Here is a 13,919-nt window from a genome sequence, read left to right as displayed (position 1 = left end):
GCGCCTGAGCGCGGCGGGCCTAGCCGGGAGCGCCGCCCACCCCGACTCGTCGGAGCCGGAAAACAACGCCGGCGCGTGCCGCGCCGTCCGCAGCAACCTGCTCATGTCAATCGTAGCCCGAGCGGCCAGCGAGATTTCCAAAAACAAATAGTCGCACCCTGGAAGGAGGGGCAAAGTGCCAATCATCGCTGGCGCAAATCGGCCGGTCGGAGCCTGTCGTCCGGCCGACTTGCGCTTCAAACGATGACCACCGGTCCAGAGTGCACGCGGGGCCGCGCACAAAAAGCCGCGCCCTCAGGAGCAGGCCATATGGCCTGCGGGACAGAGCGCGTCATCAGCCCCGCCCATTACCACGGGGCGTTGTGGGGTGTCCCTGCAGAAGGGGTAACCGGAGACAGCGCAGCGGCTCCGGTTACCCCTTCTTCGAGACACCTGCGTTCCAAGATAGCGTCTATCCCATTGGTAATCTTTTCAACAAGAGCGGGGATCGGCGAAGCTTGCTGGTTCTCGACTACACCGTAATTATTGTCGTTGCCGCCATAGGGCTTCCAATTTTCAGGTGAGACCAAAAGACCTGCCCCCTTGAGTGTTTCGTGAATATCCTGTTCGACCGGGCTTTGGAACAACTTCCAAAACAACTCTTCCAAGTTCATAAATATGCCCCCTTGAGTCTGAAATAATATGCCTAACCTTATGAGGCTTAACAAAAATGTAAATCTGGAATGCTTGGGTGGTGAATTTTGATCAGGTTCGCTATCGTAATCGCCAATGTATAATCTGGGAGCAGCTTGGATTATACAGGCGGAAGCTCAAAAGAGTCGAACGGCTGCTGCAGTTAAAAGTTTGATAAATAGGAAGATATTTAATATGGTTAGTAGCCAACTAGATAGCGATGACAAACCAACCACACGAGACATTTATGTTCAGCATTATGAGCAGTTTCGAAGCATGAATGTGATCTTATATCAATTGCCTGTAATTTTCTCGACAATTTTGGGAGCGCTCTATTATTTCGCATTCTCGTTCGTGAAAGTCAGCGAGACGATCTCCATATTTGTTTTGGCATTTTGCGGCATCGTATCCATCGTAGGCGTCATCGTCATCCAACGGTTTGGGCTCGCATTCAGCGCCTATATCGATAATTTAAATGAGCTTGATGGGCGATTCAAAATAACATTGAGAGACTCAAAATGTCCCTCGGTACTGACCGCGATTAAAATGCTGTTATGGGCGACTTTGATAATGAGCATTGTGGCCATTTGGTACATTTCAAGCGATATGCTGGTTCTAGCCGCAAGCAGCGCGGCGGATTAGCATTAAAAATGAAAAGGAACACGCTCACCTCACTCAACACAACCAACAAGAAGTCGGCTCCTGGGCCGATCTATCTGGATGGTTTTGCAACCACGCCTATGCGCGCCGAGGCAAAATCGGCTTTGCTTGAGGCGCTTGATCTTTTTGGGAACCCAAATTCTGGTCATCACGAAGGGCGCGTCGCTCAGCAACGCATAGATATTGCGCGCAATCAAATTGCCAGCCTCATAGGTGCAAGTGCCCAAGAGCTGGTATTTACGTCCGGAGCAACAGAAGCTAACGAGCTTGCGTGCAAACTGCTTTATTCACAAGAATCTCTGATTAAATCCGGGCGGAATCGCGTCATAATGTCTTCCATCGAACATGAGGCGGTTCAGCGCTCGGTACGATGTTCAATATCAGATGCCGTTGAGATTCTCGTTTGTCCCATGTTACCGAACGGAACAATTGATCTTGCCGCGTTGAAGGAACTGGTTGATGAACGGACTTTATTTGTCTCGGTCATTTATGTGAGCAACTTAACGGGAATAGTGCAACCGATACGACAAGCCGCAGAAATAACGCATGCCGCCGGCGCTTTGTTCCACACCGATGCTGCGCAAGCTGCTGGAAAAATTCCGATTGATGTGGCCGATCAAGATATCGACCTCATGACTATATCTGCCCATAAGTTTGGCGGACCGAAGGGTATCGGAGCGCTCTTTGTTTCTTCTGTGTCAGGCATTGATTTCGGTGCTGCTCGCGGCGGCACGCAAGGGCTGCGCTACGGAACGCCTGCGGCTCCGCTTATTGCTAGTTTTGGCGCAGCTGCGGAGATATCCGCAGAGTCAATGCATCATGAGGGAAAACGCGCAAGGTTTCAGCTCTTCAGATTTATATCAAGCTTGGATGCGCTCGGTTTTTCCATCGATCAAATTGGCGATCGGGCCAAAACAGTACCGGGATGTGGCGGCTTCTTTTTACATCATTTCGACTCAGATGATTGGATTGCAAAAACGGGAGGAACCGTGTGTATGTCCAACGCTTCAGCATGTACCGATGGACTACTTCGTGCTTCACCATTGCTTGAAGCACTCCATGTCCCGATAGCATGGCAGAGAGAGTTTTTTAGAATTTCAATAGGTTGGTGGATAGATGATGATGATATTGACAATGCTGTTGGTCATATAAAGTGCGCCTCAACTGACAAATTACTTGCTACTGGTGATGTTCACCAGTAGCAAGTCCCTATGGCAACGATATTCGACAATTGGCCTGGCACGGGACAATTTGCCGGACATGAAACCTTCCCGCTACGGCTTCTATGGCTTAAAAAAGCTCACGACTTTACGGTAGACGGAGTCCCGATATCAGCATTCAAGGACGAAAAGGCGATTATTCGCTTTGGCGTTGGCAAGAATATGGCCGCTTCCATGCGCTATTGGGCCACTGCGGCTGGCATTATTGATGTCGACGATAAGCTGTTAAAGCCAACCGAATTTGGAAGTCTTTTGCTTTCAAATGAAGGATATGATCCCTTCCTAGAAAACATTTCTAGTCTGTGGCTCATTCATTGGAATCTCGCTTCTACGCCAGATCTCACGACCACCACATATTTTGCATTCAACAGTTTGCTTGGAAACGAATTTAGAGCCCAAGATATTGTCGAGGCATTGACCGATACCGCTGCACAGCACGAGTGGCGCGCCGCCCCAAAAACCTTAGTGAATGATGCAAATGTCTTTTTGAGAAACTATAGTGCCAGAGACGCCTCTGGAAGCGAAGATGCAGGCGAACCGCTGCTGGCTGAACTCAACCTGATTCGGCATACGCAACCGGGGGGATGGTATCAGTTCTCGGTCGGGCCAAAACCAACCTTGGACGATGATGTGCTGGTTTTGGCACTTGATGAGTTTTGGGGCCGTTCGAATAAAAACTCGAGTGTAATGACGGCGGAACAAATGAGTTATTCACCTGGAGCTCCGGGCCGGGTTTTTAAGCTCGATGAAGATAGTTTGGTACGGCGTTTAACTGAGATAGAGGCGCTTACAGACGGAGCCTATATCTGGGTCGATACTGCGGGTTTGCGGCAAATTCAGAAACAAAATCAGCTGGACCGCAAAAGGGTCCTTGAGCGCATCTACAGCGCACCCAATTCGCAAATGAATGCCGCATGAGTACTTTGATCGAAAAAGTTAAACTGAAACACCGCTTTGCCCGTAGCGCCCGTATTGACGCCGACCTTTTGGGAACGCCGCCTCTGTCCGGTTATGTATTGCAGGCGTCAACAAGGCGCACATTGAGCAGCATGGCCAAGGCCATAGCAGACGGAGACCAGTTTTCTTTTACTTGGACCGGGCCATATGGCGGCGGCAAATCCAGCGCGGCACTCTTGGTAGGAAATTTGGTTGCTGGCAATGACGAAGGGAGAATGCTCGCCGTGGAAATTGCTGGCCCGGCATTTTCCGAACTTTATAATCAGGCATTTCAAGCCCGTTGCAGTAACTGGCATGTCGTGCCGGTTACTGGGAGTCGCCGATCTCTCCGTGATGCCATAGCTGCAATGGCCCGGCAGGCTTTGGGTTGGACAGACAAGGTGCATGAAAAATCACTTTCGTCCGATGCCGGCTTGATACAAGAATTGCTGAAATCGACCGAAACAGTCGGCATCCTTCTGATGATCGACGAACTGGGTAAGTTCCTCGAGCATAGCGTTGAATCTAGTGGAGACATTCACCTGCTACAGGATTTGGCTGAGGCTGCAGCACGGCAGGACGGAAAGCTTGTCATAGTCGGGATTTTGCACAAATCCTTTGAAGCCTACGCCGACAGAATTTCTTCAAATGCCCGCGACGAGTGGGCAAAAATTCAGGGCCGCTTTCAAGATCTTTCTTTTGTTTCGGCCGCCGATGAGACAGTTCAGCTGCTTGCCGAAGCGATGGAATCAGAGGCCTCTCCCCATTCGGCGTCTGAGCAAGCTGATCGCGTTGCCGAACTGGTGTCTTCTAGACGACCGGTGAATGTGGAGGAACTGTCTCGCGGACTGACTAAGACTTGGCCGCTCAATCCAATATGCTCACTTCTGCTTGGCGGAATCACCCGGCAGCGCTTCGGACAAAATGAGCGGAGTGTATTTGGCTTTCTTGCATCTGCGGAGCCATATGGGTTTAAGGAATTTTTGGCCCAAGAGGCTGACGAAGCTCGCACCTATGATCCGTCCAACCTATGGGACTATTTGCAAGCCAATTTTGAAATTGCGCTGTCATCAGGGCAAGATAGCACCAAATTCAGCCTTGCGTGCGAAGCCATAGAGCGAGCAGCGGTACTTGGTTCAGCATTACACGTACAGCTCACGAAAAGTGCCGCAATTTTGGACTTGTTCAAGAATGGCTCTGGATTACAGCTGTCCGATGAAAGCCTGGCAATTGCCGTTCCGACTGCGGACAAGCGAGACATTAATAAGGCTGTGAAGGAATTGTGCGATTGGGGGCTGCTTGTCGCTCAATCCAAATTGGGCGGTTACGCACTTTTTGCAGGTAGTGATTTCGATTTGGACGCCGCAATCAAAGGATCTATTGCGCCTCTTTCTGCGCAAACGCTTCGGAGGCTGCCTGCGCTGGCAGGAATATCTCACATCATTGCCAAGAAACATTATTTTGAGAAGGGTGTGCTGCGATCATTTTCTTTGGTCGTATTAAAGGCGGATGCAGATGCGACATCAAAAAGCCTAGCCAGAGACATGAAATCTGTTGCCAAATCACGCGAACCAATTCTTTTTTTGCTATTACTCGATGGCAAACGCGACGCGGCAGAATTTCAGAGATTGATCAAGCGAGCATTAAACAGTCTTGATAGTGAAGAGTTTGGCGCCGTAATCGGGTATGCGGACATGCAAAGATCGCTACTAGCAGACTTATCTGATCTTCAAGCCATCGAAGCTGTCGAAAAAACTTATCTTCAGCTTGAAGGGGATCGGATCGCGAGACGCGCCATCCGCGCACGCAAATCCTTACTGACTGAGCGGGTAATAACTGATTTCCAGCAAATGACGATGAAATCACGTTGGTTTTTCCCAGCGATCAAAGAATCTTTGTCAGCTGACAAAGGATTGTCGGCAATCGCTACGCAGTTTGCAGAAATAGTTTTTTCAAAAACTCCGGTCATTCACAGCGAACTTCTCCAAAAAAGAAAGCCATCATCTAGCGCTGCCAAAGCGCTTCGCATCCTTGCTTATGCAATGGTTGAGAATGGGTCAGAACCAAATCTGGGGTTTGAAGGGTTTCCTGCCGAGTATGGGCTTTATCTTACGCTGCTCAGACCGTTCGGCCTTCATCGTGAGATCGATGGTAAATGGCAATTTTCCGGCCCTGATGAATCTCCGGAAGGGAAGAGCCTGCAACCTGCCTGGAATTGTTTGCATAGGTCCGGAGGCGTTATATTATCCGAAGTTTACGAACAATGGCGGACCGTACCCTTTGGAATGAAGGACGGGATCATGCCATTGATCGCTCTAGCTTTTATTCTTGCTAATCGTACGCAGCTAGCGATCTATCAAGAGGGTCAGTTTCAGGTCGAAATTGACAAATTGTTTGTGGACCGCTTGCTTCAAGATGCATCACTGATCAAAATTAATCCGGCAGATCGGTCAACGCAGCAATCTGCTTTCCTTTCTAGGCTGGCCTGCGCTTTCGAATTGGAACATGCGACATCCATTGAGGTCGCGAAATCTCTGTTTCAACAAGTAGAGCGTCAGAGCAGTTATGCTCAACGCACCGCAACAGTCTCAAAGACAGCGCAGACGATTAGAGATGTTATTCGTCACGCACAAGATCCAGAAGCGTTGCTTTTTGAGGACCTTCCCAGCCAAAAGCTCAAAGGAGATCTGGTTGAAAATGTGGTTCATTCACTTGAAGAAGTCGATGGAATCTATGGTCAGCTTCTCGATGAAATGCAGACCAGCCTTGCTCGCGCGCTTGGTACTACTCCGGACACTTTTGAAGGTGTTAAACAAAGAGCCAAAAATATCGCTGGATTATCAGGTGATCTTTGGTTCGAGGCTTTTGTAAATCGACTGATTGAAGGCGATGGAGATGTTGATGTCGAAAGTATATTAGGCCTGATTCAAAGCAAACCACCAAAAGACTGGAGTGACCGAAATCGCGATGAGGCGCTCATAAAAGTTGCCCAGATAGGCAGACGCTTCCGCGAGATAGAAGCTGTTGCGATCGTTAGAAATCGGAAATCGGAAACCGAGGCGCTGGCATTAGTTGTTGGCGTAGACCCCAATCAGCCACCATTACTACATTCATTTGAACTTAGCGCACAAGAACGAGCGAGTGCTACCTCGCTGGCAAATGAAATTTTAGCTAATCTAGTAAGAACAGATGACGACCAAAATATGAAGATTGCAGCGCTTGCACGCGCTATTGCGGCCCTGTCAGGAGAGTTAGCGGAGATAAAATGACCAAAATTAGGCACATTCTGGGATTATCGGGTGGACGCGACAGCGCGGCGTTAGCTGTCTATATGCGTCAGCACAGGTCAGACTTGGATATCGAGTATTTTTTTACAGATACCGGCAAAGAGCTCCCAGAAGTGTATGTGTTTTTAGACCGTTTGGAAGGATTTCTCGGCAAAGCCATTAACAGGCTTAACCCTGACCGTGACTTTGATTTTTGGCTGGCCGAATACGGACATTTTCTTCCATCTGCCCGAACGCGTTGGTGCACCCGGCAGCTCAAGTTACGCCCCTTAGATTTATGGCTTCGGGCTGATCTGGATGCTGGTGTTGAAGTGCATTCATATGTCGCTATTCGCGCTGACGAACCAAACCGCTCAGGGTACAAGCCACCTCACCCAGGCATGAAAGTATTTTTCCCCCTTCGTGATGCAGGAATAGACAAGGCAGGTGTCATCGATCTCCTTAAAGATGGAGATGTTGGCGAGCCGGAATATTATTCTTGGCGATCCCGGTCAGGATGCACTTTCTGCTTCTTCCAACAAAAAATTGAGTGGGTGCGCCTATCACGAGAGCATCCAGAGGCGTTCGAAGAAGCAAAGCAATATGAAAAAACTGCGGAAGAACACGGATCACCCTTCAGTTGGAGTGAGGGCGAGACACTTGAGCAGCTGATGCAGCCACAGCGCATTCGCGCAATAGAGCTGGATTATGAGAAGCGGTTGGCAAGAATGAGAAGCAAGGCGCGGGTCAACCCGCTCTCTGCTCGAACCGAACCAACTATTGATGAATTATTTGGGGTCAGCGAAGAAAGCGCTTGCTTGACCTGCCATAAATAAAACGAAGTGGCGACCATGCCGCGTGTGGCAACCAGTTCTTGCGAGCGATTCAATTGTCATCTTGACCGGTTTGCTCGAAACGGAACGCGCTATTATTGGTCTGCTGATATATGAAATAGGAGGCCCACACTCGAATGCTTGCCAGCGTCGATAACCGGAGCCGCTTGCGTTGCTTTCATAATCGTTCCAACCTTTTCCTTTACAAGGTTCCCAGATGAGTCAGTGCGCTCACCAAGCGCGACCAACTTTCCATCCTGACTCGGCTTCAAGGGGTATTTGAGATCCGAAAAGCCCGTTCGAAATAGTTGTTGTGCGAAGCCTTGCTGTCCGAGTTTTTCCACCATGGCCTTGCTCTGTGCCGCGAGTGAATTAATCTCGATTGCCAACAATGCTTCGATAAAGTCGGCTTCATGTGCGTAATCAAATACTATATGCGCCATTTTACCGTTAGGGTTGATAATCATCGTGCCTGTGAGAGTATTGTCTGCACCAATCTCAACTATCTTAAAGTCACCAGTTTTGAGCGGTATATGACAGCTGGCAGTAAGCTTGAAGCTTCGTGGCGGCGATGCGAGTAACCCAATCGCCCCAAATCGTTCAGCGAATTGCTGACGCAGGCTAAGCGCGCTCACATCACGAAGAGTGGCAGCTATTTTGGCAGGGCCATTTTTTGCGACAAGGTTCTTAGCACGCTGCAATGTTATTGTTTCTAGATGCCCGAAGTCCCAATTTATTTGGAACCGACCCCGCTTTCCTAGGTCTAAGATGGGTGTAGATTGCTTGGAAACTAAAACAATATTTCCCATTTCCAACGGCAGCAATTCTCCAGAAATTAGGAGAGCAGTTGTCAGTTTATTCCCCCTAATGAAATCACACTCAGGCGATGCAACAAAGAACGCCTTGTTTGCGTCCCCTTTAAAGATACCCGTTTTACTGACATTCTTTTCAGAGGCGGACACTAAGATATCGCCGAAAGTTATTGGCCATACCGCGCCCGTCACTTGCTGTCTCCGATTAGGGTTTTGGAAAACAGTTCGTTCAATTAGGCGGAAACTGTCTTTGTCATGGGCGATTGTCAGCGGCGCTGGCTTCTCGCTTACTTTATCAAGTGCCGCCGCAGCTGCCAGTATCTCGCCATTTGCTTCAATCTCGAATTGTAGAACTCGATCCAAAACATCCAGCATATAACTCGACGCTCGGAGTCCCTCGCTGGCCAAAAGTAGTGTTTTGATATGATGGAGGTCATCAATGTCTATGCGGCGCAGCTCAGTTGCGGTTTTTTTGACTGCCTCAAGGGTGCCTTCATTCCATTTGCGGGTGAATTCGGCCAATTTCTGGCTATCATCGCGATGCGCGGCAAGTCCGACAATTAGCCCTCGAAGACGCGCAGATTTCTCTATGTCCTTTTTTTGAACACCGCGAAAACCTGATGCATGGAGTCCCACCTCGTTGCGAAGCTCCGGTGCCTTTTTGTGCAGCGCCAATTGCGACATCAAGATGATCGATGGCGGAGTTTGCCGAACCTTGATTATTTCGCGCAGCCCCTCGACCGTCCGATCACGGTCAGCTTGTTGTTGTGCCGTGCCCAAATACAAATCTACAATGATAAGATCCGCCTCAGTGGCCTTTTTTACAAAATCTCGACCAAGCTTTTTGTAATTTATCGAAAGTTCATCGAGGACTTTCTCTACTCTCGAGAGAAACCCTCTATTGCGATCAGTTTTACGAATGTAATCGTCAAAAAGTTCACCGACCAAGTCAGCTACAGCTTCACGCCCTGCCCACAGCGCATCGACAAATCTTTGATCGTTGCGTAGTTCAGCGCGATCTTGCGGGTTGAATGCGGGAAAGAGCCCGCGAATGCCGTCTCCCCGATCACCCTCAGCGTCATCGAAGAATATATCCCAATCGACGTTCAAGAGTTCGTCAGTGCCGGGCGTTTCGTCATAGCCATCATCAATTATGACCGCAGATGTTATCCCTGCTCGTTTGACGATCTCAATGTCACTCATTGATCGCCTTCCGTAATACGGTAATCAAAGGTCGTATAGCGGCCTTCATCATTTACCACATCAGAATCGAGGACTAGCTCACCGCCATTATGCTCGGCCGCCTCGCGCGCAATGAACAAACCCAAGCCACGCCGCTTGCTCTTGTCTTTTAGAGAGAAGAACAGGTCAAAGACGCGTTCGTGGTATTCTCTGGAAATCCCTGGTCCATTATCGGTAAGACGGATTCTAGGTGGATTATCCTCGACGGTTATGGTGAGTTTAGGTTCGAAGTTTTTTTTGCGATCACGCTCTATGTCCATCCAATAGATAGAGTTCGAAATTAAGTTCTCTATGACCTGAACGACGAAACCCTTTACCACTTTAAGCGGGACAGACCGATCAGGATAATGAATCTCCGGCGTTACCTTGTGCCGTTCGAATTGAGCCTCATGTGCCGATAATATCTCGCGGACCAACTCATCGAGTTCGAACCTTTCCTTGGTCTGACGCCCAGTGACGCTCAGCGGGTCAAGAATGCGCAGTCGCTTGCTGATACTTTTCATCGAAGCCCGAAGACTCTCAAGCCGTATTTTGACTTCGTCCGGTACTTTTTTACGTTGAAGTTTGGTCAATGTTTCAAGCGCATCTTCTGCCGATCGCGCAAGTTCATGCGCGACAACTTCCACCATTAGCCCCACTCCTGCCATAGCGAGCATTTGATCGGTATCTTTTTCTAAATCTACGATGCGTTGCCGAGCTTCGGCAGCATAGCGGGAGAAGTTCTCGTGGAGAGCTTCGAGCTCAATAACCATGTCTTGATGCTCATCGTCAGTAACCTTGGCCAGCGACCTAATGGCGCGGCTCATTCTTTTCTCAAGATTCTTCGATTCTGCCTCGTCGATAATAATCTTCGGCCTGGCCTTCTTTTGCTCATTGCCAACCCGTTTCATCTCGTCACGAAGCCGGTCAACAGCGAATTGAATCGCTTCTTTGAGCACAGATTCTTCAGGGGTATGACGCAAACCTTCACGATTGGTCTGATCGATGAGGTACGGGTTAGCAAATCTGTCAATTTCAACTTGGCCAATAAATTGAATGCGGTTCAAAGCGTAGCCTTTGTTCCGCAATGCGGTGCGGTCGAGCTCAAGCCAGTCATCATCTTCCGTACCATAAGGGTAGACGCGAAAACCGTCTCTATACAGTCGCACCCCCATCCACTGGTCAAGAAGGTTACGCAGTGCATTGGCTTCACCGGTCGTTCTGCCTTTTCGCAACGTTCTCCGGTTGAACCAGTACAACTCAAAGTCAAACGAACCGACACGGGTAAGTGCGGCCATGTTTACGTCGCGCTTGTTTTCGCGGCTCCGCTTTTCACGCAAACCTACCAAAGATGCTGCTAGGTCGCTATGAGAGACAGTCTCAATATGGTGTTCGACGGAATGCTCAAAACCGAGATCGGAAATTTGCATCCGAAGTGTAAGTTCAGGTTTATCATTAAGGACTTTATAGGAACCCTTGATCTCTGCATGGGCATGCGAAAGAAATGCCTTGTCGAGGCGGTGAAAATTGATTCGGTCTCCGTTCCAATAAATGGCGATGCGATGGCCTTTGGACTGACCAATTGGATTGACTAGGAGCGAGAAGTCATCCGCTGCTAGGCGTTCCACGCGCTTGCGATTCCAGTCAGCGTGCAACTTTCTAATTCGTATGTCGGTCCCGCTTTTCTGGATATCTTCCTTTTCGCTTCCCTCATATGGTTCGATCTCGACTTCATTGATCATTTTGTCGGGATCGTCAAAGTCCGACCAATCAATATCAAGCATGCTGAAGTTGGTGGATCCTGATTGGCTGGTTCGAACAGTCAAGCGGTCTCCCAATCGCATCGCCGATAGCCGTCCTATCCCCTTTTCGCCAAGATAAGGTGATTGTTCCTCACCAGAGTCAAAAGCTAAATCGACCTCTTTTTTCCTCGATTTCGTGCCCAAGACGAGGAAAATTGAGTTAAGCTCCTCAAGCGACATTCCTGACCCGGTGTCCGACACAGTCACGGTACTCAGCGCATCGATTTTATCCAACGCTTTGCTCAGTTTATTGAGCGTATCGGCTTCCACAGCGAGATTCGTCGCTTTGTCAAAGAGTTTGCCGGCATCTCCAATCAGTCTTTCAACCAATTCCTCACGGATATATTCTATAGCTTCGTCGCAATCGAAATCTTCATCTTCTGCAGCGTCAGCCCGTGCTTCGACAATTAGATGCGACAGCTCATCGTAGCTGCGACGGCCAAGCACTATATTGAACTTTATCTCGACACCGGATTTTGTTCCAGCATCAAAGCCGTTTTTGACGAGTTCGTAGAACGCAATTGCATCTGAACTTATAAGTTCAGAACCAAGTTCTAGGACTGTTCTGGCAGAAACTTTAAACATAAATATCGTATAATCAGAAAAAGTTGAGGGTGCATAATGTTAATTATGCCCTGGAAACACGTTATGGCCAAAAACGACTTCACTCTTCGACTAGTCACGGGACGTGTGAAGTCGCACGAGGTCAAAGCTAACAACCAAATTGGCTAGTCTTAGCCATCGCCGATACCACCGATTTTTCGATATTGCGGATCGAGAGAAACGGCCATGATTTTTGCTTTCCGCCACTTTGTGGCACCGCTTCAAATATTGCGGAGGATATTGACTGCTGGGCGGACCGCAAGTGACCACCGGCCAGTTTGCTGCGCGTTATGTAACCCGCATTCACACCGGGCAGCGAGTGGTTCATCAGTAAATGCATATCGATTTCATTGATACCGGCACTTTGACCGATAGTACGATAACTCTGCCTCAATTCGTTACCCCAGTAAGCGAGCGTTGAGCGATTTTCCTTGTGTTCCACGATATGGCCGGTGGCGCTTTCGGCAGGGAATAGCCATTCCTCCGACTGATTGGGGTACATTTGCCGTCCGGCTGTAATTACCCGAAGCAGACATGTTATCATTGCCCGAGACAATGGGATTGAGAAGGCTTTGGCTGTCCCGCCTTTGGGTTCAGGAATATACAAAACCCGATCACGCAAATTGAGATGATCTGGTCTGGCTGTTTTGATGACCTCCGGCCGGCTTCCCGATAGCAGGAGAAACAGATGCAATTCGCGGCGTACCGGATTTGCAATTTTTTGCAGTTGCTCGAACCACGACGGCAAATCTTCCGGACCCATACCGCTGTCGCGCCGACGTTCAGGATTCCAGTCCACTGCAAAAACCGGATTTTCGGTCGGCAAATCCCGCGCCGATTTACGGGCATGATTATAAATTGCGCGTAATGTCCGCATACAGCCATTGGCCATATATGGTCCGCATTCCTGCGTCAGTTCATCGTGACGTTTTTTGACGAGCGCAGGGTCTTTTCCCAGATAGGATAATGGTTTGTCCAGCCAACGCGCCATGAGCCGTTCAACATGATCAGCATAATTGTGTTCGGTTTTTTGGCTTCGACCTTTCCGCCGCATGTGGCTATCACGATAAGACAGCCAGGCAACTCGGAGTGTTGGATCGCGACCGCTGGCAACAATTTTCTTAGCAAGTATTGCTTTGGGTCTTGGATCAATACCATCAGATATTTGCCCGAGTAATGTTTTTGCCTTGGCCCGCGCCTCGCGCGTTGTAATTTTGCCGACCTTGCCTACTTTCATGCGAAGTGATTGTCGCTTGTCTCCTTGGCGCAAGTCGCCCTGCACCATGAAGGTCTTCGACCGGGAACCAATCATGACAAAGAACCCCGGCAACTCGGCATCTCGCACGATTTTCTGACGGCCTTTTTCAGAGTTAAGGCCGATAATAGTACGATCGGTCAATATTGCGTGAGACATATCGAATTCACTTTTAGAACGGTTTTAGAACGGTTTTAGAACGGTAAACTCAACCACGAAAGTCAGAATCTGTCAATCACCGATTTTACGCTACAATATGATAATTCTATATTATTCAGTGAGTTGTAGAAGCCCTATTGTACCATAGCGTTGTATTGGACAGAATAGAAAACTAAACCCTAAAAACTTTTAATCAGTAGGTCGCTGGTTCGAACCCAGCAGGGCTCACCATAAAATCACTTATATTTCAAGGTCTTATCGGTGAGTAGCCAGTGTGGTGATTTAGTCAGTTGGCCTAGGTTCAGTGAAAGTTGAGTGATTTTCTAACGAACTGGCCTGATTGACACAACGTTATCGGTGAGAATGTCGCCTAGTGCAATCTCCGGTGAAGCTTTAGTTACCTTAACTGCACAGCGCACTATGATCGAGCGGACGCAGGAACGCTTTGGTCTGTGGCCGGACCGGCTTGTAGCCGATGCC

9 protein-coding genes are annotated in these 13,919 nt (G+C 48.9%); 5 read left to right on the top strand and 4 right to left on the bottom strand.

Going from position 1 to position 13,919, the window contains the following annotated elements:
* Window positions 1-347: 347 nt before the first annotated feature.
* Window positions 348-653 (bottom strand): hypothetical protein, encoded by a 306-nt coding sequence (locus tag V7676_RS18485; RefSeq protein WP_335661030.1) that lies wholly within the window; start codon window positions 651-653, stop codon window positions 348-350.
* A gap of 214 nt (window positions 654-867) precedes the next feature.
* Between V7676_RS18485 and V7676_RS18480 the strand changes: the two genes are divergently transcribed.
* Genes V7676_RS18480 through V7676_RS18460 form a run of 5 tightly spaced genes read left to right on the top strand, consistent with a single transcriptional unit; the run spans window position 868 to window position 7,590 of the window.
* Window positions 868-1,314 carry a hypothetical protein gene (locus tag V7676_RS18480; protein ID WP_335661029.1) on the top strand — a complete coding sequence of 149 codons (447 nt, stop codon included), beginning with the start codon at window positions 868-870 and terminating at the stop codon, window positions 1,312-1,314.
* Window positions 1,227-2,534 carry a cysteine desulfurase family protein gene (locus V7676_RS18475; protein WP_335661028.1) on the top strand — a complete coding sequence of 436 codons (1,308 nt, stop codon included), beginning with the start codon at window positions 1,227-1,229 and terminating at the stop codon, window positions 2,532-2,534. The genes V7676_RS18480 and V7676_RS18475 overlap by 88 nt, the downstream gene beginning before the upstream one ends.
* A 9-nt stretch (window positions 2,535-2,543) precedes the next feature.
* A complete protein-coding gene (locus V7676_RS18470; RefSeq protein ID WP_335661027.1) occupies window positions 2,544-3,470 on the top strand; it encodes a DUF4007 family protein in 927 nt (308 codons plus the stop codon).
* Window positions 3,467-6,757: a hypothetical protein gene (locus V7676_RS18465; RefSeq protein ID WP_335661026.1), complete on the top strand. Its 3,291-nt coding sequence runs from the start codon at window positions 3,467-3,469 to the stop codon at window positions 6,755-6,757. The genes V7676_RS18470 and V7676_RS18465 overlap by 4 nt, the downstream gene beginning before the upstream one ends.
* Window positions 6,754-7,590, top strand: coding sequence for a phosphoadenosine phosphosulfate reductase family protein (locus V7676_RS18460; RefSeq protein WP_335661025.1), 837 nt, complete (start codon window positions 6,754-6,756; stop codon window positions 7,588-7,590). The genes V7676_RS18465 and V7676_RS18460 overlap by 4 nt, the downstream gene beginning before the upstream one ends.
* A 92-nt stretch (window positions 7,591-7,682) precedes the next feature.
* Here V7676_RS18460 and V7676_RS18455 read toward each other — a convergent pair whose 3' ends face one another.
* The 3 genes from V7676_RS18455 to V7676_RS18445 all read right to left on the bottom strand — a co-directional run bounded on the left by V7676_RS18455 (window position 7,683) and on the right by V7676_RS18445 (window position 13,439).
* Window positions 7,683-9,347, bottom strand: coding sequence for a hypothetical protein (locus V7676_RS18455; RefSeq protein ID WP_335661024.1), 1,665 nt, complete (start codon window positions 9,345-9,347; stop codon window positions 7,683-7,685).
* A 251-nt stretch (window positions 9,348-9,598) separates the two neighbouring features.
* Window positions 9,599-11,692, bottom strand: a complete 2,094-nt coding sequence (locus V7676_RS18450; RefSeq protein WP_335661023.1) for a sensor histidine kinase — start codon at window positions 11,690-11,692, stop codon at window positions 9,599-9,601.
* A 442-nt stretch (window positions 11,693-12,134) separates the two neighbouring features.
* Window positions 12,135-13,439, bottom strand: coding sequence for an integrase family protein (locus V7676_RS18445; RefSeq protein WP_335661022.1), 1,305 nt, complete (start codon window positions 13,437-13,439; stop codon window positions 12,135-12,137).
* Window positions 13,440-13,919: the final 480 nt, after the last annotated feature.

Source organism: Parasphingorhabdus sp. (assembly GCF_036963805.1).
GTDB lineage: Bacteria > Pseudomonadota > Alphaproteobacteria > Sphingomonadales > Sphingomonadaceae > Parasphingorhabdus.
Note: the sequence above shows the minus strand (reverse complement) of the source record. Positions and strands in the feature narration are given on the sequence as shown.

What these genes read in the sequence shown, in the direction of transcription:
- V7676_RS18485 (WP_335661030.1), bottom strand. Translation starts at nt 653, where the DNA reads ATGAACTTGGAAGAGTTGTTTTGGAAGTTGTTCCAAAGCCCGGTCGAA.
- V7676_RS18480 (WP_335661029.1), top strand. Translation starts at nt 868, where the DNA reads ATGGTTAGTAGCCAACTAGATAGCGATGACAAACCAACCACACGAGAC.
- V7676_RS18445 (WP_335661022.1), bottom strand. Translation starts at nt 13,439, where the DNA reads ATGTCTCACGCAATATTGACCGATCGTACTATTATCGGCCTTAACTCT.
- V7676_RS18465 (WP_335661026.1), top strand. Translation starts at nt 3,467, where the DNA reads ATGAGTACTTTGATCGAAAAAGTTAAACTGAAACACCGCTTTGCCCGT.
- V7676_RS18470 (WP_335661027.1), top strand. Translation starts at nt 2,544, where the DNA reads ATGGCAACGATATTCGACAATTGGCCTGGCACGGGACAATTTGCCGGA.
- V7676_RS18475 (WP_335661028.1), top strand. Translation starts at nt 1,227, where the DNA reads ATGGGCGACTTTGATAATGAGCATTGTGGCCATTTGGTACATTTCAAG.
- V7676_RS18460 (WP_335661025.1), top strand. Translation starts at nt 6,754, where the DNA reads ATGACCAAAATTAGGCACATTCTGGGATTATCGGGTGGACGCGACAGC.